Consider the following 22,881-nt stretch of genomic DNA (forward strand, 5'->3'; position numbering starts at 1 on the left):
ACAGTACTGAATAATGTGTTGGAGGTTTGCTATGAATATACAATTTAAGAAAGGCGCACTTGAATTTTTAGTCTTGCTTATTATTCAAGGTGAAGATCAGTATGGCTATTCACTTGTACAAAAGATAACACCGCGTATCACAATCGCAGAAGGTACCGTCTATCCTTTAATGCGCCGTTTAGTTAAGGAAGGTTATTTAACAACTTATTTTAAACCGTCGACAGAAGGACCAGCACGCAAGTATTACCGAATTACCGAAGAGGGTCATGAACGTTTAGAAGCACTACTTGAAGAATGGAAGGCCTTTACAGAAGCTGTAGATTTATTTATTGAGGAGAGTGAGAGAGATGAGTAAACAAGAATATTTACAGTTATTAAATCGTTATTTAACGCGCGTTTCACCGGAAGAACGCCAAGATATTTTAAACGAGTATGAAACACACTTCATCAGTGGTAAAGAAGCAGGAAAAACTGAAGAAGAAATTTCCCGGGAATTAGGTAATCCGAAAGACATCGGGCGTGAAATGAGTGCGAATGCGGCGGTAGATAAAGCAGAATCTTCTCGCAATGCCGGCAATGTCACGAATGCTGTGTTAGCGGTTATGGGATTAAGTATTTTAAACTTCTTCGTTATTACCATTGTAATTGCGACATGGTTCGGTGTGCTTTTATCTTTAGGTGTGGCGACGCTTACTTTTCTAGCTGCACCTATATTCTTACTGGTCAAAGGCATGATAGATGGATTTGGAGAAATTATTCCTCTAGATATCTATGTTTCATTTACATGCTTTGGAATCGGATTGATGTTATTTACAGTAACGTACCTTGCTTATAAATGGAGCTTCGTTCTCTTTATGAGATATTTACGTTGGAATATTAAAGTTGTGAAAGGAAGTGCGCAATCATGAAAAAAGCATTGTTGATTATCTTTAGTATAGGCTTAGTGATTACAGTCGGTTTCGGAATTGCGGGCTATGTAGAAGGAAAAAAGCAACTTAAAAAAGCTGATAATCCAATTCATTACACAAAAGACTATAAGCATGAAGATGCGAAAATAAAAAACTTGAAAATCAATACGGATACATCAAACGTCATCATTAAAAAAGGTAACCACTTCCATGTTAAAGGGGAAGGTGGTATTAAAGGAAAAACAAAAATTAACAGTACTATCAAAGGTGATACATTAGCGGTTGAATCAAAACTTCCAAACCCTACGATTAATTTTACATTTGGAAATATCACAAACAGCACCATCACAATTACAGTACCTGAACGTCAATTGTCAGATGTGACAATTTATAATGATACAGGAGACATGACAATTGAAGGTTTAAAAGCGAATCATTTAGAAGCACAGTTGGACACAGGAGAGTTAGTGTTAAAAGCAGTTGATCTTAATAAAGTAGATTTAACAAGTGATACAGGTGATATTGAAATCACACAAACACTTTTCAAAAATATGAGAATTGGAAATGATACTGGCGATACTGAAGTCAAAGGTATCAAAGGCGATGTGAATCTCCAAGTACAATCAGACACAGGTGATATTGAGGTAGATTATGCAGAACCACCTAAAAATACTAAGGCTATTCATAAAGAAGATGTAGATATGGATATTCATCAACCTGCTTTAAAAGCAAAACGTTATGGCAATGCTTCGCACACAATTGAATTAGAATCAGATACAGGTACAGTAGAAATTAATTAAAGTTATCACTATGAGCACCTAAGCAGAGAAGTTCTGTCTAGGTGCTTCTTTATATTGATAAAATTAATATTTTTAAATTTATTTTTGTATATAAGTTTAATTACTTTTTTCTCGTTTATGTATACGTTAGAATGTCTTTTGCGAAAATGAAAGAAAGGAGAAATATATGATTAATCTGTTATCAGCCATTGGATCTATCGGGACATTTATTATGGCTTTGTTCTATTTAGTGTCTGTATCGATTCAACTCTATCAACTGCGTATTTCATTTACGCCAGCCATTGGTTTTAATCAAATTTTACTGCAGACAAGTAAAAATGATCGATTGAAGTTATTTAATATCAGCGCAGCAAACCAAGATAGCAATCGCTTTTTAAAGCTGTATAACTTAGGCGGCGGTGCCGCAAAAGAAGTGATAGTCACAATCACACACATGGGTAAAGAAGAAGTACTTCAAAGGAAATATGTCAGTATTTTACCAAGTAAAGAGTATTATCTTGTGCCTATTAATGAAGGTGTCTTTCATGAATTAGAAGAAACGATTCAACAGAATGGCTATGAAGCAGCTTTAAAAGTAGATATAAACTTCAAACACAACTTAAGCCGTAAAACACAGCATATAGAGTTATTCGGTAAAATCGATAGTTTCAATCAATTAGATGAAAATCCAATCTATGAATTGCAGTTTGTTCAAAAATCTGCGATTAACCAATAGTGAATGGGCTCCAAAATATCAAGTTTGGGGTCTTTTTTTATGTATGAGCATAAATACTTGCATTATTCCTAAAGTAGTATTATTATATTAAGTATAATAAGTATATCAGAAGAACAACGTCCTCATTATAAGATAGAAAAGAGTAGAAAAGGGAAGTTATTCAAAGATAAGGAGATGAAATAAATGAACAACAACAACTTAAAAGGTATGCACCATGTCACTGCGATTACAAGTGATGCGATTAAAATATATGATTTCTTTACAGACGTATTAGGTCTAAGATTAGTGAAAAAAACAGTAAACCAAGATGATATCCAAACGTATCATTTATTCTTTGCGGATGATGAAGGGAATGCAGGAACAGATGTCACATTCTTCGATTTCCCTGGAATTCCTAAAGGTACACATGGAACAGATGAAATTGCACGTATTACATTACGTGTACCATCAGATGCGGCGATTGAATTTTGGAATGACCGTTTAAGTGAGTTTGACGTGAAACATGAAGCGCCAACAGAACTATTCGGTAAAAAAATCTTACGTTTTGAAGATTTTGATGGCCAACTTTACACATTAATTTCTGATGAATCAGATTCAGCAGACAGTGTAGAACCAGGTGTTGCTTGGAAAAATGCGCCAGTACCAGAAGAATATGCGATTGTCGGTTTAGGACCTATCGAATTAAACGTGAGCCGTTTCGATCCATTCAAACAAATTTTCGAAGAAGTATACGGCTATAAAGAAGTTGAATCTGAAGGCGACTATCATTTATTCGAAACAGGAAAAGGCGGTAACGGCGGACAAGTTATCGTACGTAAACTTGGCGGCAACCCAGGTATGCAAGGTTATGGTACAATCCATCACACTGCGTTCCGTGTGGCTGATAAAGATGAATTAGATGTCTGGATTGACCGTATGAATAAATATCAAATCGGCAACTCTGGATTTGTAGAACGTTACTTCTTCAAATCACTTTATTCTAAATTCTATCCAGGTATCTTAATTGAAATTGCGACAGATGGTCCAGGTTTCATGGGAGATGAACCATACGAAACAGTAGGTGAAATCTTATCATTACCACCATTCTTGGAACCAAAAAGAGAACAAATCGAAGCACAAGTACGTCATATTGAAACAACGCGCCACAACCAACCAGGCCGTACAAATCAATAATTTATCACTAAGGAGGCAGGTATCATGGCTTTAGATACAATGAAGCACATTTTTAGAAAAGGTCAAAGTTCAGATCAACCTACATTCATCTTATTACACGGAACAGGTGGAGACGAATCTGATTTATTCCCGCTCGCATTACGTTTGAACCCAAACTATAACATGTTAGGTGTGAAAGGAAATGTGGATGAAAATGGTATGACACGTTTCTTCAAACGTCATGGTGAAGGTCAATATGATTGGAAAGACTTAGAAGAACGCGGCACAGAATTATATGAGTTCTTACAAGCAGCCGCAAAAGAATATGACTTTGATTTAGAAAATGCAATCTTAGTTGGTTTCTCAAACGGTACGAACATTGCGATTAACTTACTATTACGTGAGGAAACTAAATTTGCGAAAGCATTATTATTCGCAGGGCTTTATCCAACACACATTGACCATGTGAAAGATTTAAGTGGCACAGACATCTATCTTTCAATGGGTACGCATGACCCTATCGTACCTGTATCTGAAAGTGAACGTTTAATTGATTTATTCCAACGTTCAGGTGCGAATGTTACAACACATTGGACACAATCACACGGCATTACTGAAGAGTCACTTAATGAAGCAGTGAAAGTTGTGAACGAACAATAAACTTAAATAATAGCTTAATAGACACGTGATTGAAGGACCTCCAGACCAATTCAATCAAACCCCGTAATCAAGCACTCAGGCTTTTTGACTAAAATTCAAAAAGTGCTGAGTGCTTTTTAATATGTGAAAGTATAATAAAAAGCTTCTGCAGACACAGAAGCTAAATTAATACGGATAGATCTTTTTAAATTCAGAGTATTAAAGCGAGAATATTCTTTAATATAATCAACGCGACCAAAAAAACGATAACGCTGGATACTTTGTTAAGAATTAAAATGAATTTGCCAGACTTATCGACAGTGCCGACTATACGTCCTAAAACTGCCAAGAAGATAAACCAAATCCAAGAAATGGAGATGGTGGCGATAGAAAAGGCCAATTTGTCATCCCCTTCATAGATTGAGGCGCTTGTCCCAATGACACCGACTGTATCCATAATAGCGTGTGGGTTAAGTAAGGAAACAGAGAGTGCAAATAGAATTTGTTTCTTAGGACTCATCGGTTCAATTTCATCAATATTAGAAGGCTTTTCTTTCCAAAGTGACCAAGCCATATAGATTAAGAATACAAAACCAATGATATAGATCACTAATTGTAACGTCGGCATAGACATTAAAATCAAAGACACACCGAGTATTGCGACTACAATTAAAAATGTGTCACAAAATCCTGCAGTGAGGATGACAGGTAAAGCATGCGTCAATTTTTTCTGATTCGCACCTTGGTTAAACACAAAGACATTTTGTGCGCCTAAAGGCAAAATCAGACCTAACGCTAACAAAACACCATGAAGTATCGCTTGTAACATAAATGACTACCCACTTTCTCTATACAATGTCTCTTTGATTTTGTGATTGGGCTAAGCGTGTACATAAAGAGGGATTGTATGTATGTTAGTTAATTTGTAGTATATACAAAAACTAAACGGTGAACAACGCATAACAAAAAGACAAATAAGATAGGTATATAATTCAGTCTCTCATTCGTTTGTAATCTATTTTGTTAACTCGAATTAAGAATTTATTAAACTTTGGTTTATGGTGTATGCAGATACAAAACGCTACACTGAAAATAGGAAATTAAGTAATTATTTTCTATGGATTTTCATTAGTTGACTGCTATATGAAACCAATTATCCTTATTCGTTGGATATCCGGATTTTGGCTATCGTTCAAAATTCGGATTTTTTATTTCTTTGAGAAAAGGCAGGTTACGCTTTTTATGGTTTTAATGATTCTAGGTTTATTCTTTATTATTCGCTTATACTCTTTATCCATCTCTATTCGTCATGAGCGTGAATTGATTGCGCAAGGTGCAGTGCAATATGGCGCAAAGAACTCAAAATATCTTGCGTTATTACATATTTTAATTTATGTGGCCAGCTTTGTTTATGCGACAATCGCTCAACCCGCATTTAATGTAGTATCACAAATTGGCCTCGTATTACTGATCGTCAGTTATGTGATGTTGTTTTGGGTCATTCGTACACTAGGTCCAATTTGGACGTTGAAGGTCTACATACTTAAAGAACATCATATTGTAAAATCAGGGCTCTTTAAATTCGTTAAACATCCCAATTACTTCTTAAATATTATTCCTGAATTAATCGGTGTGATTTTATTAACACAAGCTTATCCAGTAAGTGTACTGCTTATTCCGTATGCAGTTTCACTATATGTACGCATTCAACAAGAAGAAAGCGCGATGGCACATCTTAAATAAATAACATAACGGTGTAAGACTAAGAACAAATTTTAAACGTTCTTAGTCTTTTTTGTTAAGAGTTTTACAATATTTAATGGCGTTTAATTGAAGGTGGAAATAAGGAGGAAAGAGAACCTATAATAGAATTAATACGAATGTGTTGGAGGTGAGTAAGTATGTTGAAGGTGAAAGCACCGAAACATCTCTTTTTGGAAGGGGGAGATGAAGCGGTGTTGTTGTTGCATTCTTTTACTGGGACTGTACAAGATGTCAAAGAAGTAGCAGAAGCATTACATAAAGAGTGTTATACCTGTTATGCGCCTTGTTATAGGGGGCATGGTCTGCCTGTTTCTGAGTTCGTACAATATGATATTAGAGATTGGTGGGAAGATGCAGAAGCGGCTTATGGTTTTCTACATGCAAAGGGATACCGTAAAATCACTGTTCTTGGCGTGTCGTTAGGTGGTATTTTTGCATTAAAAATAGCTGAACAATTTGACGTAGATCGTGTGATTGGGATGTCAGTGCCTTATCATAAATCTGCAGAAGGTGTGTTAAGCAGATTGAACCATTATGGTACACGACTACAATACTATATTGGTTGTACTGAAGAGGAACAAGCAGAAGAAATGGCATATGTGCCTGCTTATCAAGAGGGTGCCGCCCATTTTGAAGCGTTTGTGAATCAAACCATGAATGAGCTTGGCAGAATCAAAGCACCGACGCTGTTATTATACGGTGGAAAAGATGATGTTTCGTATAAGGAAAGTGTAGATAGCATCGCTAAAAAGTTGGTTCATGCATCGGATATTGAAACTGGATGTTTTGAGGATTCAGGTCATTTAATGACAAGAAGCACAGAGAAACAAAAAATCATAGAAAAAATCATTAATTTTATGTAAGATTAAAATGAATTTTTGTGAAACCGTTTTACTTAACAACGAAAGTAGCGTAAAATCATACAAGATAATGTTTTTTTCAGAGTGTTCGTATATGATAAGATGGCCATAAGAGTACTTTTACTATTAAATTTTCTACGAACACTCGAACCGTGTGTTGACTGTGATAGTTAAATATAGAGTATTCGATTGTAAATCAACAAACAAAAACTAATTACCCTGAAAAATAGATATTTCCACCCAAGAAGAAGAGAAAGAGAAAGATGAATTGGAGGGATTTCGTTATGAAAAACGAAATAGTCAACAACGCGATTGAGCTATTTGCGAAAAAAGGATACTATGGTTGTACTTTAGAAGAAATAGCCAACAGTGTATCTATAAAAAAAGCGAGCTTATACTATTATTTCCCAAGTAAAGCTAATATTTATGAAGCATGTTCAAATAGAATTATCCAATATTTTAATAGAATCTTAGACTTACAAGAAAATATATCGCAACGTACTTTAGAAAACTTACGTCAATTTATCATAGATATGGTTTTTAAACCTAACATCAGTTATTTACGTATGTATATACAATTTAACCAAGCACCAAATGAGTTTAAAGAACAACTGTATCAAGGTATTGCTACGCTGCATAGTAAATTGAGTCGTATTTTAGAACTATATTATGAAGCTAATGATATTTCAATGCCAATCAGAGAGTTTAAAGATTTAATGTTAGGTATCATGGAAAGCGGCTTTATCAGAACAACTTTCGTTAATTACTTTGATGAATTAAGCTATCGCAGATATACTATGGAAAAAGATGTTGAATCAACATTGAACGCTTTGTTGGAACTCAAATAAGTTCATACCCATCATAACTTTAAAGCAAGATGAGATTATCCAAAAGGGTAATCTTTTTTTATGCCATTTTGAGTTGAAAATGAATGCATAAGCAATGTTAAGTAGCTTTAAGAGATACGGGATAGAAAAAATCGAAAATATATGAGAAAGCCTATGATGACAAGGTTACAACAAGATATTCTGTTTAATTGCTAGTTGAGGGATTGCTATATTTGTGTTATAGTATACTTACTTACATGAACGCTTTAACGCTTTAAAGTAAATTAGTTTTTTTAACCTGAAAATAACAGAAAAGGATGAGCAGCGTGTCGAAACAATCACAGTGGAAAACCTCAACCGGTTTTATTTTAGCAAGCGCAGGTTCGGCCATCGGATTAGGGGCCATGTGGAAATTCCCATATATGGCTGGTATCTATGGCGGCGGTGCGTTTCTACTTATGTTTTTAATATTTACAATTTTTATAGGCTTGCCGTTACTCATTATGGAATTTACAATCGGTAAGCTTGGAAGAACTTATACAACCGCTATTTTCGGTAAATTATCAAATAAGAAATGGACAAATGTTATCGGCTGGAGCGGTAACCTCGCTGTCTTTGTCTTATTTGGTTTCTATAGCGTTGTTGGTGGTTGGATTATGATTTATATCGCACAAGTTGCGATGCAGATAATAGGACTAAGAGACGGGACACTTGGCAGTATTCAATTTGAACAAGTCATCTCAAGTCCGCTTTATACCATGTTAGGACAAGGTTCTTTTATCTTAGTGACGATGGTAATTGTTATGTTAGGTGTTGAGCATGGGCTTGAGAAAGCATCTAAAGTTATGATGCCTTTGCTGTTCATCTTTTTAATATTAATTGTGGTACGTTCACTCTCATTAGAAGGTGCTTCTGAAGGTGTACGTTTCTTATTAGAACCACGTATGGAAGAGCTATCTATGGAAGGTATTCTCTTTGCGCTTGGCCAATCATTCTTCGCCCTCTCATTAGGAACGACAGGGATGATTACGTACGCAAGTTATGCCCCTAAAGAAATGACGATTAAAACTTCTGCGTTATCCATTGTAATTATGAATATTATTGTGGCTTTACTTGCAGGTTTAGCGATCTTCCCTGCAATCAATGCGTTTGGTTATAAACCAGAAGAAGGTCCTGGCTTACTCTTTAAAGTACTGCCGCATGTATTTGAGAAAATGAGCTTTGGTCCAGGATTTTATTTCATCTTCTTGATTTTATTCTTATTCGCAGCGTTAACATCATCCATTTCATTACTGGAATTGAATGTGTCTAACTTTACTAAGAATGACAACCGTAAACGTGGTAAAGTAGCTTTAATCGGCAGTATATTAGTCTTTATTATCAGTATCCCAGCAACTTTATCATTTAGTACATTAAGTCATGTACACTTTTTAGCGGGTACGATTTTCGACAATATGGACTTTTTAGTTTCTAATATTTTAATGCCTTTAGGCGCACTTGCGACGACTTTATTTGTCGGTCAATTATTGAAAAAAGAAGACCTGAAATCAGTATTTGGTAATGATCGTTTGAAAATTTTTATGCCTTGGTATTACTTAGTTAAATATGTCTTGCCTGTGGTAATACTCTTAGTTTTCGTCATCCAATTCTTTAATTAAAATAAAATGAATCACAAAAGAAAATTCCCGTTGCATCATGCATGCAGCGGGAATTCTTTACTATTTAGCCTCAATATCTAACTTAATTTGAGAATGTATCCAGTAAGTTTTATGGAGTCTCCACCTTATTGAATTTACGCTTTAGCTTTATATATTGGTGGTGCTTCCACTTATGACGCAACTGTTTAAAGTCATCAGATTTAAGATAGACAAGTAACCCTATAAGTGAAGTTAAAACTAACAAGATATTAATAACAACATTAATTTGTTCATAGCCATATTCATAGAGGTGAACGCTAGAATTATTAAGTATGTGCAGTAAGATAGTGATTTTGATATCTCTAGTTAATGCAAAAACGATACTGTAAATGAATCCTGGAACTAAATAAGGGAAAACATGCTGGTAATCGCCTGAGACTACCACATGAAGAAAGCCGAAAATGATTGTAGAAAGTGTTACATAAATTGCCATTCTCAAAAACATGGATTTGCGGTTAGTTTCGTTAAACAGAAAAGAAGTGGCGGTTAAAATAATGATAAAAAGCATACCTCTAAATATTACTTCTTCTATGATAGGTGCATTAAAACTAGTACCAAGAAATGAAGAAGGAAAATCAACAGCTTGCTCTTTTAAAATCCTTTGATTCTCTGACTCGCCTGTGTAAACAAGTCTACTTAGAATACTTGTGGAAAAATAGGAAACAGTAATCAAGGAAAATTTGATAGACCAACCTAATTTTGTTGATTGAACGTATTTGGGGTTGAATAAAGAAGGTATATGACATATTTTCAAATAATACTGATAAACGAATAAAACGAGTATCGGAATAATAATATAAAGTACACATAGTGTTATCGGATTTTCAAAGTGATCAGTCGCAAATAATAAGCTATACATAAAAGCACTCATGAGTAGTATTGATATGATAATCCATTTAATTGCTAGAAAAATAGTTTGTATGAAGTTTTTAAAAGTATTGTGCGTGTGAAGCACGTTGCATCCTCTCCTAACTTTTAATTTTATTTTGATTATTTGTGAATAGACACAATGAAGTTACATCAATATTTTTAAGTTACACTTTAAGAGAAAATTGCATTTACAACTGCATTGCGCTATAATTCATACCAGTACGATAGGAATAATGGGAATGAATGATGGGGAAACAGGAGTCGGGCCTGTCATCATACATTTCACGGGGAGGACATCTATGATTGGATTTGATTTAATCGGCAATACACCTTTGGTTAAATTAGAGTCGTTCAGTGATGATAAAGTATCAATTTATGCAAAACTAGAACAATTCAACCCTGGCGGCAGTGTAAAAGACCGCTTAGGCAAATATTTAATTGAACAAGCAATGGAACGTGGACAAATTAAGCGCGGTGACACAATAGTGGAAGCCTCAGCAGGCAATACGGGTATTGGCTTAGCAATTGCGGCGAACCACTATAGTTTACAATGTGTGATTTATGCGCCGATCGGTTTTGCGGCAGAAAAGATTTCAATTATGGAAGCATTAGGAGCAAAAGTAATTCGTACACCGCAAAATGGCGGTATGTTAGGTGCGCAACAAGCGGCACGTGATTATGCGGCTGAACATGGTGCGTATTATACGAATCAGTTTGAGTCAGAAGATAATCCAGGTGCGTATCGAGATACGATGGCACAAGAAATCTTAAAAGAATTGCCGAAAGTAGATTACTTTGTGGCAGGTGTTGGTTCAGGCGGAACATTTACAGGAACTGCCGAAGTATTAGCACAACACGGTGTTAAAAATGTCATTGTTGAACCTGTCGGGTCAGTGTTAAACGGTGGTAAAAAACGCCTGCATGACACAGAAGGTATCGGTTCTGAAAAATGGCCGGGCTTCTTAGATAAAGGTTTAGTAACGGACATTTTAACTATTACAGATGAAGATGCCTTTCATAATGTAAAACAACTTGCGCTACAAGAAGGACTGTTAGTAGGCAGTTCCTCAGGTGCTGCATTACAAGGTGCATTAGAAATTAAAGCACGTATAGACAAAGGAACGATTGTCACAGTCTTCCCAGACGGCAGTGATCGTTATATGTCTAAATCGATTTTTAATTATTCGGGAAAAAATAAGGCGTAAAGGAGTTAAAGATTTATGAATAAGAAAACACAAATGGTACATGGCGGCCATACAACAGATGATTATACAGGTGCGGTAACGACACCGATTTATCAAACAAGCACTTATTTACAAGATGATATCGGGGATTTGCGTGAGGGTTATGAATATTCACGTAGCGGTAATCCAACACGTGCTGCCCTAGAAAGTGCGATTGCAGATATAGAATATGGACATTTTGGTTTCGCATTCGGCTCAGGTGTAGCCGCGATGTCTGCAGTTATCATGTTATTAGATAAAGGTGATCACATCGTTGTGAATTCTGATGTCTACGGCGGTACATTCCGAGTGTTGACAAAAGTGTTCAATCGCTTCGGTATTGATGCGGACTTTGTAGATACAACAGAAGTTGAAAAAATTGAAGCAGCGATTAAACCAGAAACAAAAATGTTAATGGTTGAAACACCATCTAACCCATTATTACGTGTGACGGATATTAAAGCTTCAGCAGAAATTGCGAAAAAGCATGATTTAATTTCTGTAGTGGATAATACATTCATGTCTCCTTATTTCCAAAATCCATTAAAATTAGGTGCAGACATTGTCTTACATTCTGCTTCTAAATATATCGGTGGCCACAGTGATGTTATCGGTGGTTTACTCGCAACAAGCGATGAAGATTTAGCTGAACGTCTTGGCTTCATTCAAAACTCAACAGGCGGTGTGCTTGGACCACAAGACAGTTATTTATTAATTCGTGGTATTAAAACATTAGGTTTACGTATGGAACAAGTCAGCCGTAGTGCAGTGGCAGTTGCGAAAATGCTTGCGGAACACCCTAATGTTCAAAAAGTATATCATCCAAGCTTAGAAAGTCATCCAAATCACGATGTACATGAAAACCAAGCATCAGGTCATACAGGTGTTGTGTCATTTGTAGTTTGTGATATTGATGCCGCAAAGGCAGTGATTCGTGAAACAGAATACTTCACATTAGCTGAAAGCTTAGGTGCAGTGGAAAGTTTAATTTCAGTACCTGCTCTAATGACACACGCTTCTATTCCAAAAGAAGTACGTGAAAAAGAAGGTATTGAAGACGGTTTAATCCGTTTATCTGTTGGTATTGAAGATACAGAAGACTTAGTCGCTGATTTAAAACAAGCTTTAGACCAATTACAAAAATAATTTCATATAAAGATGTATAGATAAAGGTGCCTTCCAAGTCGGAGAGGCACCTTTATTATTTAAGCAATTTGCTATTCATTGATTTCGCGAATTTCGAAAATCTCTTTAGCAACCGTATCTGCTTCAGTAAGTGGTAAAGCGTGATAAGTTGTATGATTTTCGACCGCAATATTTTGATTGATATGTGTGTGATAGTATTGATCTAATGCGTTTTTATTGATGAAAAATTGAATTTCAGGACAACAACTGTCTGCACACTGTGTTTCTGAACATAAGTTTTTAAATAATACATAGATAGCTGGATTCTCAGTGTTAAGTTGACCGTTTTTAAGTGAGATTTGAATCGGTTCTTTCGTTTCTGCGCATTGTGCTTCTATATGAATCGGTTCATTCAAGGCATAGTGAATGCCTAATGCATCAATCGCACACATCGCATAGACAGTGGTATGATCTGAAAGCTGAACTTTAAATGAAGTTGGATGTGTCGCAAAAGGATAGAGACAAGTGATAAGGTGGTCTTGTACAACAATCACATGTTTATCAAGTAATGTTTGATAAGCGTCTGTAAATGCAGGGGGAGTAGTCGGTTGTTTAACAATCTCTCGAATTAAAGATTGTCTTTGTTGATGTTCATGCGGTGTAAGTAACGCATCAAAATTAAAGTAATGCATCTAAAACGACTCCTTTCTCTTTAATCGTAATAATTTCGATTTAATTCTACGCCTATTAAACATATTAAACAAATAAAACAAAATATATAGAAAGGGAAGATAAAGTATGGTGGATTTTGCAAGACTAGAACAATATTTAGAAATAGATACTGATCAATACCATGATACAAGTTTAGAAACATTAAATGCCTATATCAGACAATATGCGCTGCATGTACCCTTTGAGAATATCAATGTACAAAATGGCTGGCCGCTTGCGTTAACAGATGAAGCGATGATGCATAAAGTTGTTGATGAACAACGTGGAGGCTTTTGTTATGAAATGAATTATTTCTTTAAACATTATCTGGAATATAAAGGTTTTGAAGTGAAGGCATTATCTGCAACTGTGTTAAGTCCAAAAGGGTGGGCGCGTGAAGGTTCGCATATGTCACTTCAAGTCGTAATTGAAGGTGTACCGTATGTTGTAGATGTCGGTTTTGGAGATATGCCGAAGTTTGCGTTGCCGATGGATGAAACGAGTATGCAGGACGTGACAGGCAGTTATCGTGTGCATCACGTCGATGAGACACATTATGATATTGAAAAATGGTCTAATGATAATCATCAATGGCAGACTAGTTATCGTGTATTAAATGAGCCGAAACAATTAGATGATTTTAAAGATGGCATTGAATTTAACCAATCCAGTCCAGATTCTATCTTTGTGCAAGGTTTATTGATCACAATAGCAACCGAAGTCGGACGTAATACGTTGACTGAAAATCATTTAACATTATTGGTCAATGGTGAGAAGACTGTTCAAGATACAACGCCTGATAATTATCAAGCATTCTTAGAAAAGTACTTTGGAATTCCTGAAATGACGATTCAGACATTTGAATAGTCATACGGTTATGAGATGAAAACAGTAAAATCATAAGTGAGAAAAAGAAACAGCACAACCTCTGAAAAATCAGAAGTTGTGCTGTGTTTTTTATGCCGCATGATCTCGTTTGCGTGAGATATATGCCACACCTAAACCTGTCAGTACTAAACCGATTGGCCATACTGGAAGATCATTGCTTCCTGTATCCGGTAAAGTCTGTTCAGTGTTTGAGTCATTTTTCGTAGTTGAAGCTGTTTTAGCTTGTTGTTGTGCATGGTTGGCATGCAATGGGTAAACATTTGAAGCTTTTGTTGTTAGATGAGACTGAATTGTCTCTAGGTTTGTCACAGCTGAGTTAACCTGTGCTGTAGTTGTTTGATGTGCTGTCATTGATGCGCTGTTTTGTGACGCATTAACTTGTGATGTACCTGCTTGTGCTGTTGTTGTAGCTGCAGGGAACGGAATTACATTTGAAGTTGAAGCTGTTGGTTGCGTTGTTTGTGTGCTTGCGACAGGTTGTAATGCTGGTTGTGTCGGTACTGCTGGTGTTGTTGTATTTGGTGCTGGTTGTGCAGTATCGCCAGTTGCTGGTTGTGTTTCTGTATCTGCTTGTTCCTCTGTTTGTGCCACAGGTGGTTGACCGTTGATAATACGGCTGATTTTGTCAGTGTCGTATTGTGATAAGTCTGCTTCTCTTAAGTAATCTGAGAAGACTTTATCTAAAGAGCCGCCTTCTTCACGTAAACCGCCTAACATGTCGTAACCGTCGCCGCCTGAAGCGGTAAAGTCATTTGTAGTCATGTAGTAAGTACGGTTAGGATCTAACGCTTCAAATTGTTGTGTCTGTTTGTTTAATACTTCGATTTTTAACACGCGTTCGCCAGGTGCTTTATTAATATCGTAATAAACACGAATTGATTTAGAAATATGCAAGAACGCGCCGTTAGCGCCTAATTGTCCATTTTCAACAGGTGCGCTTAAACTATGTTCAAACATTTTTTCGACATCTGTCCCTTTGACTTGGATTTGTGAAATCGTGTTGCCGAAAGGTAAGACAGTAATGATATCGCCTAGTGTAACATCTTGGTTTTTGTCGATAGAAGCACGGATTCCGCCTCCATTTGTGACTGCGAAATCAGCAGGATGGGAAAAGCCGTTTTGGCTGTATGCTTCCATACTGTCCGCAATTGCGTTACCTAAGTTTGTTTCGTGTCTGCGCACGTCATCACGTTCACCTTGGAATTGAATTGTATTATTAGGAATGATTACTTCTGAAACTTGAGCTTCGAATTTCGCTTTAGCTTCATCAAGTTGTTGTTGTAAAACAGGGTCTGGTGTAACATCTGCTGTATCTTTAACGTTGATTAATGAAGCATTCAAGTTAGAGATAGTCCCATTTTGATAATTGAATTCAACTTTACCGATATTAGCGAGTGCTGTTCCTGTTTGTGCTAGTAAAGTATTACGATTAATTTTGCCATTTTCAATAACTGAGTGAGAATGGCCGTCTAATACGATGATTTCGTTGTCATAGAAACGACGGTCACGTGCGAGTGTATCCGCAAGTGTATCTCCGCGCCACTCTGCTTTAGTCGAAGGATCAATGCCTAGGTGGGATAAAATAACAAAGATATCTGTTTGAGCTTTAATTTGATTCATGATGTTTTGGACAGCAGGAATCGGTTCTGTAAATGTGACACCTTTAATGTTATCTGGGTGTGTTTTGACAGCTGTTTCTGGTGTCGTCACACCGATAATGCCGTAGTTAATCCCATTTTTGTTCACGATTGTGTAAGGGTCAAACATAAGCTTCCCATCTTTATATGTATTTGCGGAAAGAATAGGGAAGTTTAATTGTTCTTTGTACTTTTGTGCTTGTTCAACACCGAAGTCAAATTCATGGTTACCGACTGCCATTGCGTCGTAACCTACTTCGTTCATAGCATTTGCCATGTCTGCACCTTTCGTATTGTTTGAAATTGGTAAGCCTTGGAAAGCATCACCAGAATCTAACATTAAATCAGGATTTTCTTGTTGTTTGACTGTTTTTAATTTAGCCATCCCGATGACACGTCCGTCTTCTTCTAAGATACGTCCATGCATATCGTTCGTGTGAAGAATTTTCGTGTGTTGTGTCGTTGTAGGTGCCGGTTCAGCTGCTTTAGGTTCAGTTACAGCTGGTGTTGTATCTGGAGTAGCTTCAGTTGAAGGTGCTGTCTTTTGCGCTGGTTCATTTGATTGAACGGTTGCTTCTGTTTTAGGTTCAACCGTCTGTGTTTGTGTTGCCGGTGGTGTTGTTTTATCTGTAGGTGCCTGTTCTGTTGTCACTGCCGGTTCATTTGAATCAGTCTTTGACGCAACATCTTCTGCAGGTTGTTCTGGTGAAGCTGATGATTGGACAGGTACAGGTGCTTGTGTTGATTGCGTTGTTGTGTCAGATGCAGGTGTCGGTGCCGGCTGTTCGACTTTTACATCTGTTGTATTAGTTTCAGGTTGCGTTGTTTCTGCCGCGAAACTTGTGAAACTGAATACCATGAACAACATCGCAACTAAGAAGCAGGTTCTGATAAGTAGCTTGTGCATGAGGAGCCTCCTTTTCTATATCTCGTATGAAGTTATATATGCATGTCATGCATACAACACTATCTTATCAATGAAAGTTGTAGAGGGGTATTGTCTTTTTGTTAATTTTGTAAATTATTTAATCAAATTGTGTGATTAATATGATGAAGCTTTGTATTGGATAATAAAAGATAGAAAGTCTTCTTGAAAAGTAGGTTTTTGAATACGTTATGAGGCTGTAACCTTTCAAAAATGTATTAAATAGAAGAGATACGAATAGTATGAGATTCAGGATTATTAGGTCTACACAAAGCTATTACATCAATAAGTTAAGCGCTTACATTACTATTTAAAAAAGTTAAAAGAATCTTTTGTAATACAAATGTCATCTAATAATAATATAGCCTTGCTCAATGATGTGTATAATAATTAAGTGTATAGGTGGAAAAGAGAGAAAACGGTTATTGAACTTCTGTTGGGGCAGAACAGAAGATTCAAGACTGAAAGAGAGAATATACTATTGTCAGGAGGCATTTCCATTGCAAAAGAAAATTATTGCTGCTGTTGTAGGAACAAGTGCGGTTTCCGCTATCGCAACAGCTGGAGCTGCAGATGCAGCTACGACTTATAGAGTCCAAGCTGGTGACTCTTTATGGTCAATTGCTCAACGTCATAATACGTCAATTGCGAACATTAAATCATTAAACAACTTAAGTTCAAACTTAATCTTCCCGAATCAGGTCTTAAAAGTAGCTGGTTCTGCTAATACAAGCAGTCAACGTACTTCAGGTGGATCATCAGTTTCAGGTGGTTCAACTTATACAGTACAACCGGGTGATTCATTATCATTAATCGCGTCTAAATACGGTACAACTTACCAAAATATTATGCGATTAAATGGTTTAAACGGTTTCTTAATTCATCCAGGACAAGTATTGAAGGTGTCAGGTACAGCATCTAACAGTACGACAACTTCTAATACGACACGTGTTTCAGGTGGTTCAGTATATACAGTGCAACCAGGTGATTCATTATCATTGATCGCATCTAAATACGGTACAACTTACCAAAACATTATGAGTTTAAATGGTTTGAATAACTTCTTTATTTATCCAGGTCAAAAATTAAAAGTGACAGGTACAACTGCAGCGAATACAAATTCGCCATCACCAGGTGTATCAACATCAACAGGTGGATACTATTCACCAGTTTTCAATCACTCTAATTTATACGACTGGGGTCAATGTACATGGCATACGTTTAACCGTCGTGCTCAAATCGGCAAACCAATCAGTACTTACTGGTGGCATGCATACAATTGGGACAATGCAGCACGTGCAGATGGTTACACAGTAGACCGTAACCCGACAGTAGGATCAATCTTACAATCAGATGCAGGTTACTTCGGCCATGTTGCTTTCGTAGAACGTATTAATGGTGACGGCAGTGTATTGGTGTCTGAAATGAACTTTACAGGCAACCCAGGTTACACAACTTACCGTACAATTCCAGCAAGCCAAGTCGGCTATTATAATTTCATTCATTAATTTGGATGTTAAACCCAGAGGTGGATAGGCCTCTGGGTTTTTAATATGAAAAACGAGAGGAACTGGTTATACCAATACCTCTCGTTATTTTATAGTTTTGTGCTTTTGTATTCAATTTCATCTGTTTCAGAGTTGTAATCTACTAATAAGTCTAGCCCTTTGAAGAACCATTCATCAGAATCGTTGATATAGAATGTGATGCGGTCGACTGTAACTGATACAGATGCGTTTTTGTCATGCGGTTCAATCTTGAATGCAGTTGTAAAATGTTCATGTAAACCAGTGTGTACATAAGCTTGTACGTAGAAGTTGACCTTATCTCCTGGCTCTAAGTCTAATTCGTTTCTAAACCATTTCAATGCTTCGTCAGTGATTTGAAGTTTCATGTTGTTACCTCCTAGGTGTTGCTGCATACTAAACTGTGTCGATAGGCAGAAGTACTATTGAAATATATCTCTATTTACCACCGATTATAGCAGTCTTTTGAAGAAAAGTCTTGTACAATCTGTATTTAAAGCTATTAAAAAATGAATTGATAATCAGTTGTAATAGATTGGACAAATTAGTTGAATGAAAGTGAAACTTTGTGTGTTAAGTTGGATGAATAGGTTGTCATAACTACCAAAGACAGCGATTTAATTCAGTGGAACTTCAAATAGAATAAATGGAATAAGTTGTATCATCGAAAAAATGAAGGCTCTATTTTATATCCAAGTGACATAAAATAGAGCCTTCATTTTAAATTTATTTTGATTTTAATGATTTGAAGCGGTTATAAGAAGTGACAACGACTGTTGCTAAGTTAGCGAATGAGAATACTTTTGTAAGGAAGCGTCCTGATTTTAATGCTGTATAGAAATCAAGAATGCCTCCTGTGACGTTAATCGCTAAACCGATGCTTGATAATTTACGATTTTTAGAATCATAGGCATAAGCATTATAAGCTTCAATACCATAACCGACAATATTTAACGTATTAGATAAACGACGTAATTTTGATTTAGGTTGTTTTGCCATGAAAAATAAACCTCCTATCCTGATTAGATACCTACACATTATAACATTGTGCAAAATGTATGACGATAGATTGACTCACCTTAGTTTTGTGTAGTCTGAACGACTTTAGCTTTTGTTTGACGTTTGATTAGCCAAGCAGTTATCCAGGCGGTAATCGGTATACTCATCGCAACCGCGATGCCTCCAAATAGGATAGAAACAAATTCTTGTGCGAATATTTTAGAGTTAATGATATGGCCGAAAGAGTAATTCAATTTAAAGAACCAAAAGAATAACGTTAATTGGCCACCAAAGTATGCTAAGTAAATGGTATTTGCGGAAGTAGCTAAAATTTCTCTGCCTATACGCATGCCTGACTTAAACAATTCTCGTCGATTTAATTCAGGGTTCGTTTCGCTTAATTCATACATTGGTGAACTGATTGTTATGGCAAGGTCTACCACTGCCGCAATGACCGCAAGCAAGGTGGTGAAGACCATAAACTGAACCATGTTAATACCGATATTCATAGAGTAAACGTAGGTTTCGTCTTGTTGTTCGGCCGCAAACCCTTGTAAATGACCGAATGCCACGGCTAGATATATTGCGCTTAATAAAACAAGTGTCGTAATACAAGTACTATAAAAGGCAGCTTGTGTTTTAACATTATTGCCATTTAAACCAAATAAGTTCAAACTTGCGACTACTATGCAGAAGATTAAAGCGATAATCGGAATGGGTAACTGCAATACAATCGCAATCAAAGCAAGCAATACACAGACAAAGTTCAGAAATAACATGGCGTAAGAAATGGCGCCTTTTTTACCACCGAAGATGATCATTAAAATCAAAAGAATTAAGGCTAAAATAACTACCGCATTCATGTTTGCTCACCCCTTACTTTCACCCAGAGTTCCATTAATAAAATCGTGACAGGTATCGTTAACACAATACCAATTCCGCCAATGAGTGCACGTGCAATTTCTAATGACCAATTCATAGAAATAGTGTAGGTAATCGTATTGGCGTTTCTTAAATAGATCAACATCATCGGCAAGCTGCCTGCTAAATAAGAGAAGAGTAAGATGTTAGTCATCGTACCCATAATATCTTGGCCGATATGTCGGCCGGCTAGTGCCCACCTTTTTAAATCAATCGCAGGTGTACGTTCTTTGATTTCATACATACCGCTTGCGATAGTAATTGCTACATCCATCACAGCACCTAATGTACCGACAATTACTGAAGCCATAAAGACTTCTTTAGGCGGTAATGTCAGTAAATCCATTGTTTCATATTTAATACCAGAACCGCCTGTAGCTTGAATCACCAACTCTGCAATACCGACACAAATAAAGGTGCCGAATAGAGTACTGATAACGGTAATGAGTGTCCGCCAATGCCAACCTGTGACTAACAGTAATGTAATGACAGTTGCTAGTATCACTGCCAAACTCATTAACCAAAAGAGGCTGACTGAGGGTACCGCATTGTGAATCGCAATGGCGCCTAAGATAGCGCCACTATTAATAATCAGCGATAAAATTGATTGTATGCCGACTTTGCGGCCAACCCATAATACTATCAGTAAGAAGATACCAGTGATGGCTACCACTAATGTATCGCGTTTCTTTTCTATAATCGTCGCATCATTCGGATGCTTATTAATATGTAACAGCACTTTATTATGCACATGAAACTTTTCAGAGTCCACTTGTGATTGATAATAAGTGTGCTTAATGGTTCCGGTTTGACCTTCGAACTTTCCATTTAATACTTTGAAGTTAAGCTGTTCCGTATATTTTGTATCTTGATTATGATGTTCATCCGTTACATCAACCGACTTTTGGTGATGAATTTTTGTAATTTCACCAATAGGCATGTGGTAAAAACGGGCATTAAATAATGTGAATAGCAGACTTGCGATAAAAATAACCGCAAAGCTGATCAACACCCAAGAAAACGGCTGATGCAGTCTTTGTTTGAATGACATAATCGTCACCCTTTCTAAGATTCTCAATCAAATATTAACAACGTGATTATAAGCTTAATGGAAGCAGAATGCCAATGATTTCAAATATATTATTTTTACAAAAACTTTCCATCTTTATAAATAACACGTTCTTTTTGTCCGTCAATGAACTTATTATAATGTGCTTGTTGGAAGTCCGTGAGCAACATTCGAGATGTACTATATTTCACGATTTCATCGCCGACCTTCACAAACATTTTTCTATACAGCAAACCATCTTTCAAATAAATTTCATCAATGCTTGTCTTGTCTACGAGTGCTATTTCAAGGAAATCAAAAGTGAAGAAATCAACCGTCACCACTGCGAAAAAATCTTCTTCTCCTAAATAATAAATTTCTAAATTGTTACGTTTGTTTTGACCGACGAGTAAGCGTCCCTCTTTAAATTCATGTTCTGGATGATGAAGTTTCAAACATTCTAATAAATCTTTTTCTTTAAGTTTGTAACGCATTGAAAAGTTCCTTTCTATCTTTTATTTGTATTATAACTTTAAATCTATAATAAAGTAGTCATTTTTGGAAGCGTTTGTTTAATAGAAATTCAAATGATTTAAGAGTCAAAATTAACAAACAAAGAAACCTCTACGGTGCGCCGAATTATATCGACATGTCGTAGAGGTTTTAATAAGAACAGAATATTATTGTTCATTTTAATGATAAACCGAAGTATGAGAAAGCAGGGTAGTAATTTCTTTGAGTAAAGCAGTCAGTTCTGGTTTATGATTATCTTTTCTGACGATTGCGCATAACGTTCGTTTGAGTTCTGTGTGCGCTAGGCTTAAACGTACAAACTGTTCGCTTACTGGTAAAGCAATATATTGTGGTGTAATGACATAACCGCGATGATGTCTCAATAAATAGTTTGCTAAACGTTCAGTTGAAATACGATATGTAGTACATTTCGCTGTGTTTTCAAGAAGATGTATCAGTGGCTGAGGTAAATCTGCCATTAAAAATATCGGTTGTGTATTCAGTTGTTTTAAAGGCGGATTGACTGTCGCAGTTAATGGATCTTGTTTTGGCACATATAATTGATAGTTATCTTCGAATAACGGTATGATTTCAATTTCATTATATTTCTTTAATGAAGAAGTTAAATCAACAAATGCTACATCTAAATCACGATTCAGAGTTGATTTTAATAATGTTTCATTTGATTGCCTCATAGGGAGGAGTGTTGTTGTATGTTCTTTTTCAAATTTTTGTATGAGTAATGTTAAGAGTTGTGAGACATAGCTTTCGACATAACCGATTTTAATACGTTTAGCTTCAGCTTCTTGTTCGTGTCGAAACATATTTAAAGTTTGTTCAGTTTGTTCGACAATTTTCGTTGCTTGGGTCATAAAGCGTTGACCAGCTTCGGTTAAATAAATATTTCGGCCTTCTCTTCTGAATAATTTTGTATTTAATTCTTCTTCTAATTGTGAAATTTGGCGACTGATGGCTGATTGCGCAATGTTCAGTTCTAAAGCAGCTTCAGATAAATGTTCTCTTTTAGCAACTTCAATGAAGTATTTAAGTTGTTTAAATTCCATGATTTTCTGCACCACACTTATTGTTCTAATTATTAGAATGATATCATCTAATTTTTGAATTGAACAGAA

General features: G+C 36.2%; 24 protein-coding genes. 14 read left to right on the forward strand and 10 right to left on the reverse strand.

Annotation, left to right across the window (positions count from 1 at the left end):
• The first annotated feature begins 31 nt into the window (after positions 1 to 31).
• From HMPREF3031_RS02260 to HMPREF3031_RS02285, 6 genes are all read left to right on the forward strand, one after another.
• Positions 32 to 355 (forward strand): PadR family transcriptional regulator, encoded by a 324-nt coding sequence (locus HMPREF3031_RS02260; RefSeq protein ID WP_002480363.1) that lies wholly within the window; start codon positions 32 to 34, stop codon positions 353 to 355.
• Entirely contained in the window at positions 348 to 908 is a 561-nt protein-coding gene (locus HMPREF3031_RS02265; protein ID WP_002480364.1) for an HAAS signaling domain-containing protein, read from the forward strand. The genes HMPREF3031_RS02260 and HMPREF3031_RS02265 overlap by 8 nt, the downstream gene beginning before the upstream one ends.
• Positions 905 to 1,708 carry a DUF4097 family beta strand repeat-containing protein gene (locus tag HMPREF3031_RS02270; RefSeq protein WP_002480365.1) on the forward strand — a complete coding sequence of 268 codons (804 nt, stop codon included), beginning with the start codon at positions 905 to 907 and terminating at the stop codon, positions 1,706 to 1,708. Before HMPREF3031_RS02265 ends, HMPREF3031_RS02270 begins: the two co-directional genes overlap by 4 nt.
• Positions 1,709 to 1,874: 166 nt before the next feature.
• Positions 1,875 to 2,423, forward strand: a complete 549-nt coding sequence (locus HMPREF3031_RS02275) for a hypothetical protein (RefSeq protein ID WP_002480366.1) — start codon at positions 1,875 to 1,877, stop codon at positions 2,421 to 2,423.
• Positions 2,424 to 2,606: 183 nt separating this feature from the next.
• Positions 2,607 to 3,596, forward strand: coding sequence for a ring-cleaving dioxygenase (locus HMPREF3031_RS02280; RefSeq protein WP_002480367.1), 990 nt, complete (start codon positions 2,607 to 2,609; stop codon positions 3,594 to 3,596).
• Positions 3,597 to 3,635: 39 nt separating this feature from the next.
• The gene (locus HMPREF3031_RS02285) at positions 3,636 to 4,235 is read left to right on the forward strand and encodes an alpha/beta hydrolase (protein ID WP_031262377.1); all 600 of its coding nucleotides are present in this window, start codon (positions 3,636 to 3,638) and stop codon (positions 4,233 to 4,235) included.
• Positions 4,236 to 4,425: 190 nt separating this feature from the next.
• Here HMPREF3031_RS02285 and HMPREF3031_RS02290 read toward each other — a convergent pair whose 3' ends face one another.
• Positions 4,426 to 5,043, reverse strand: coding sequence for a LysE/ArgO family amino acid transporter (locus HMPREF3031_RS02290; protein ID WP_002480369.1), 618 nt, complete (start codon positions 5,041 to 5,043; stop codon positions 4,426 to 4,428).
• A 413-nt stretch (positions 5,044 to 5,456) separates the two neighbouring features.
• Here HMPREF3031_RS02290 and HMPREF3031_RS02295 point away from each other — a divergent pair, with 413 nt between their 5' ends.
• The 4 genes from HMPREF3031_RS02295 (at position 5,457) to HMPREF3031_RS02310 (ending at position 9,323) form a co-directional block, all read left to right on the forward strand.
• Positions 5,457 to 5,957 carry an isoprenylcysteine carboxyl methyltransferase family protein gene (locus HMPREF3031_RS02295; protein ID WP_002480370.1) on the forward strand — a complete coding sequence of 167 codons (501 nt, stop codon included), beginning with the start codon at positions 5,457 to 5,459 and terminating at the stop codon, positions 5,955 to 5,957.
• 158 nt (positions 5,958 to 6,115) lie between these two features.
• Positions 6,116 to 6,841: an alpha/beta hydrolase gene (locus tag HMPREF3031_RS02300; protein WP_002480371.1), complete on the forward strand. Its 726-nt coding sequence runs from the start codon at positions 6,116 to 6,118 to the stop codon at positions 6,839 to 6,841.
• Between the two features lie 281 nt (positions 6,842 to 7,122).
• Positions 7,123 to 7,686: a TetR/AcrR family transcriptional regulator gene (locus HMPREF3031_RS02305; protein ID WP_002480372.1), complete on the forward strand. Its 564-nt coding sequence runs from the start codon at positions 7,123 to 7,125 to the stop codon at positions 7,684 to 7,686.
• 305 nt (positions 7,687 to 7,991) lie between these two features.
• Entirely contained in the window at positions 7,992 to 9,323 is a 1,332-nt protein-coding gene (locus HMPREF3031_RS02310; protein WP_002480373.1) for a sodium-dependent transporter, read from the forward strand.
• A gap of 109 nt (positions 9,324 to 9,432) precedes the next feature.
• On the opposite strand, the gene HMPREF3031_RS02315 is transcribed toward HMPREF3031_RS02310, so the two are convergent.
• Positions 9,433 to 10,221: a CPBP family intramembrane glutamic endopeptidase gene (locus HMPREF3031_RS02315; protein WP_180363386.1), complete on the reverse strand. Its 789-nt coding sequence runs from the start codon at positions 10,219 to 10,221 to the stop codon at positions 9,433 to 9,435.
• Between the two features lie 310 nt (positions 10,222 to 10,531).
• Between HMPREF3031_RS02315 and HMPREF3031_RS02320 the strand changes: the two genes are divergently transcribed.
• Positions 10,532 to 11,437, forward strand: coding sequence for a PLP-dependent cysteine synthase family protein (locus tag HMPREF3031_RS02320; protein WP_070724575.1), 906 nt, complete (start codon positions 10,532 to 10,534; stop codon positions 11,435 to 11,437).
• 15 nt (positions 11,438 to 11,452) lie between these two features.
• Entirely contained in the window at positions 11,453 to 12,601 is a 1,149-nt protein-coding gene (locus HMPREF3031_RS02325; protein WP_070724576.1) for a bifunctional cystathionine gamma-lyase/homocysteine desulfhydrase, read from the forward strand.
• 71 nt (positions 12,602 to 12,672) lie between these two features.
• Here HMPREF3031_RS02325 and merB read toward each other — a convergent pair whose 3' ends face one another.
• Positions 12,673 to 13,272, reverse strand: coding sequence for an organomercurial lyase (merB, locus tag HMPREF3031_RS02330; RefSeq protein WP_002480377.1), 600 nt, complete (start codon positions 13,270 to 13,272; stop codon positions 12,673 to 12,675).
• Between the two features lie 106 nt (positions 13,273 to 13,378).
• Here merB and HMPREF3031_RS02335 point away from each other — a divergent pair, with 106 nt between their 5' ends.
• A complete protein-coding gene (locus HMPREF3031_RS02335; protein ID WP_002480378.1) occupies positions 13,379 to 14,158 on the forward strand; it encodes an arylamine N-acetyltransferase family protein in 780 nt (259 codons plus the stop codon).
• A 90-nt stretch (positions 14,159 to 14,248) separates the two neighbouring features.
• On the opposite strand, the gene HMPREF3031_RS02340 is transcribed toward HMPREF3031_RS02335, so the two are convergent.
• On the reverse strand, positions 14,249 to 16,723 hold the full coding sequence (locus HMPREF3031_RS02340; protein WP_002480379.1) for a 5'-nucleotidase C-terminal domain-containing protein: 2,475 nt from the start codon (positions 16,721 to 16,723) through the stop codon (positions 14,249 to 14,251).
• 518 nt (positions 16,724 to 17,241) lie between these two features.
• On the opposite strand from HMPREF3031_RS02340, the gene HMPREF3031_RS02345 reads away from it, so the two are divergent.
• Complete coding sequence (locus HMPREF3031_RS02345; protein ID WP_002480380.1) at positions 17,242 to 18,249, forward strand: LysM peptidoglycan-binding domain-containing protein; 1,008 nt, start codon at positions 17,242 to 17,244, stop codon at positions 18,247 to 18,249.
• Between the two features lie 89 nt (positions 18,250 to 18,338).
• On the opposite strand, the gene HMPREF3031_RS02350 is transcribed toward HMPREF3031_RS02345, so the two are convergent.
• From HMPREF3031_RS02350 to gltC, 6 genes are all read right to left on the reverse strand, one after another.
• Positions 18,339 to 18,635, reverse strand: a complete 297-nt coding sequence (locus tag HMPREF3031_RS02350; RefSeq protein WP_002480381.1) for a HesB/YadR/YfhF family protein — start codon at positions 18,633 to 18,635, stop codon at positions 18,339 to 18,341.
• Between the two features lie 358 nt (positions 18,636 to 18,993).
• Positions 18,994 to 19,266 carry a hypothetical protein gene (locus HMPREF3031_RS02355; RefSeq protein WP_002480382.1) on the reverse strand — a complete coding sequence of 91 codons (273 nt, stop codon included), beginning with the start codon at positions 19,264 to 19,266 and terminating at the stop codon, positions 18,994 to 18,996.
• Positions 19,267 to 19,346: 80 nt separating this feature from the next.
• Positions 19,347 to 20,129 carry a YibE/F family protein gene (locus HMPREF3031_RS02360; protein WP_002480383.1) on the reverse strand — a complete coding sequence of 261 codons (783 nt, stop codon included), beginning with the start codon at positions 20,127 to 20,129 and terminating at the stop codon, positions 19,347 to 19,349.
• Positions 20,126 to 21,238, reverse strand: coding sequence for a YibE/F family protein (locus tag HMPREF3031_RS02365; protein WP_002480384.1), 1,113 nt, complete (start codon positions 21,236 to 21,238; stop codon positions 20,126 to 20,128). Before HMPREF3031_RS02365 ends, HMPREF3031_RS02360 begins: the two co-directional genes overlap by 4 nt.
• 95 nt (positions 21,239 to 21,333) lie before the next feature.
• Positions 21,334 to 21,729, reverse strand: coding sequence for a hypothetical protein (locus HMPREF3031_RS02370; protein ID WP_002480385.1), 396 nt, complete (start codon positions 21,727 to 21,729; stop codon positions 21,334 to 21,336).
• A 198-nt stretch (positions 21,730 to 21,927) separates the two neighbouring features.
• On the reverse strand, positions 21,928 to 22,812 hold the full coding sequence (gltC, locus tag HMPREF3031_RS02375; RefSeq protein ID WP_002480386.1) for a glutamate biosynthesis transcriptional regulator GltC: 885 nt from the start codon (positions 22,810 to 22,812) through the stop codon (positions 21,928 to 21,930).
• Positions 22,813 to 22,881: the final 69 nt, after the last annotated feature.

Source organism: Staphylococcus sp. HMSC072B07, assembly GCF_001815505.1.
GTDB lineage: Bacteria > Bacillota > Bacilli > Staphylococcales > Staphylococcaceae > Staphylococcus > Staphylococcus simulans.

What these genes read in the sequence shown, in the direction of transcription:
- HMPREF3031_RS02260 (WP_002480363.1), top strand. Translation starts at nt 32, where the DNA reads ATGAATATACAATTTAAGAAAGGCGCACTTGAATTTTTAGTCTTGCTT.
- HMPREF3031_RS02265 (WP_002480364.1), top strand. Translation starts at nt 348, where the DNA reads ATGAGTAAACAAGAATATTTACAGTTATTAAATCGTTATTTAACGCGC.
- HMPREF3031_RS02270 (WP_002480365.1), top strand. Translation starts at nt 905, where the DNA reads ATGAAAAAAGCATTGTTGATTATCTTTAGTATAGGCTTAGTGATTACA.
- HMPREF3031_RS02275 (WP_002480366.1), top strand. Translation starts at nt 1,875, where the DNA reads ATGATTAATCTGTTATCAGCCATTGGATCTATCGGGACATTTATTATG.
- HMPREF3031_RS02280 (WP_002480367.1), top strand. Translation starts at nt 2,607, where the DNA reads ATGAACAACAACAACTTAAAAGGTATGCACCATGTCACTGCGATTACA.
- HMPREF3031_RS02285 (WP_031262377.1), top strand. Translation starts at nt 3,636, where the DNA reads ATGAAGCACATTTTTAGAAAAGGTCAAAGTTCAGATCAACCTACATTC.
- HMPREF3031_RS02290 (WP_002480369.1), bottom strand. Translation starts at nt 5,043, where the DNA reads ATGTTACAAGCGATACTTCATGGTGTTTTGTTAGCGTTAGGTCTGATT.
- HMPREF3031_RS02295 (WP_002480370.1), top strand. Translation starts at nt 5,457, where the DNA reads ATGGTTTTAATGATTCTAGGTTTATTCTTTATTATTCGCTTATACTCT.
- HMPREF3031_RS02300 (WP_002480371.1), top strand. Translation starts at nt 6,116, where the DNA reads ATGTTGAAGGTGAAAGCACCGAAACATCTCTTTTTGGAAGGGGGAGAT.
- HMPREF3031_RS02305 (WP_002480372.1), top strand. Translation starts at nt 7,123, where the DNA reads ATGAAAAACGAAATAGTCAACAACGCGATTGAGCTATTTGCGAAAAAA.
- HMPREF3031_RS02315 (WP_180363386.1), bottom strand. Translation starts at nt 10,221, where the DNA reads ATGTATAGCTTATTATTTGCGACTGATCACTTTGAAAATCCGATAACA.
- HMPREF3031_RS02320 (WP_070724575.1), top strand. Translation starts at nt 10,532, where the DNA reads ATGATTGGATTTGATTTAATCGGCAATACACCTTTGGTTAAATTAGAG.
- HMPREF3031_RS02325 (WP_070724576.1), top strand. Translation starts at nt 11,453, where the DNA reads ATGAATAAGAAAACACAAATGGTACATGGCGGCCATACAACAGATGAT.
- merB (WP_002480377.1), bottom strand. Translation starts at nt 13,272, where the DNA reads ATGCATTACTTTAATTTTGATGCGTTACTTACACCGCATGAACATCAA.
- HMPREF3031_RS02335 (WP_002480378.1), top strand. Translation starts at nt 13,379, where the DNA reads ATGGTGGATTTTGCAAGACTAGAACAATATTTAGAAATAGATACTGAT.
- HMPREF3031_RS02340 (WP_002480379.1), bottom strand. Translation starts at nt 16,723, where the DNA reads ATGCACAAGCTACTTATCAGAACCTGCTTCTTAGTTGCGATGTTGTTC.
- HMPREF3031_RS02350 (WP_002480381.1), bottom strand. Translation starts at nt 18,635, where the DNA reads ATGAAACTTCAAATCACTGACGAAGCATTGAAATGGTTTAGAAACGAA.
- HMPREF3031_RS02355 (WP_002480382.1), bottom strand. Translation starts at nt 19,266, where the DNA reads ATGGCAAAACAACCTAAATCAAAATTACGTCGTTTATCTAATACGTTA.
- HMPREF3031_RS02360 (WP_002480383.1), bottom strand. Translation starts at nt 20,129, where the DNA reads ATGAATGCGGTAGTTATTTTAGCCTTAATTCTTTTGATTTTAATGATC.
- HMPREF3031_RS02365 (WP_002480384.1), bottom strand. Translation starts at nt 21,238, where the DNA reads ATGTCATTCAAACAAAGACTGCATCAGCCGTTTTCTTGGGTGTTGATC.
- HMPREF3031_RS02370 (WP_002480385.1), bottom strand. Translation starts at nt 21,729, where the DNA reads ATGCGTTACAAACTTAAAGAAAAAGATTTATTAGAATGTTTGAAACTT.
- gltC (WP_002480386.1), bottom strand. Translation starts at nt 22,812, where the DNA reads ATGGAATTTAAACAACTTAAATACTTCATTGAAGTTGCTAAAAGAGAA.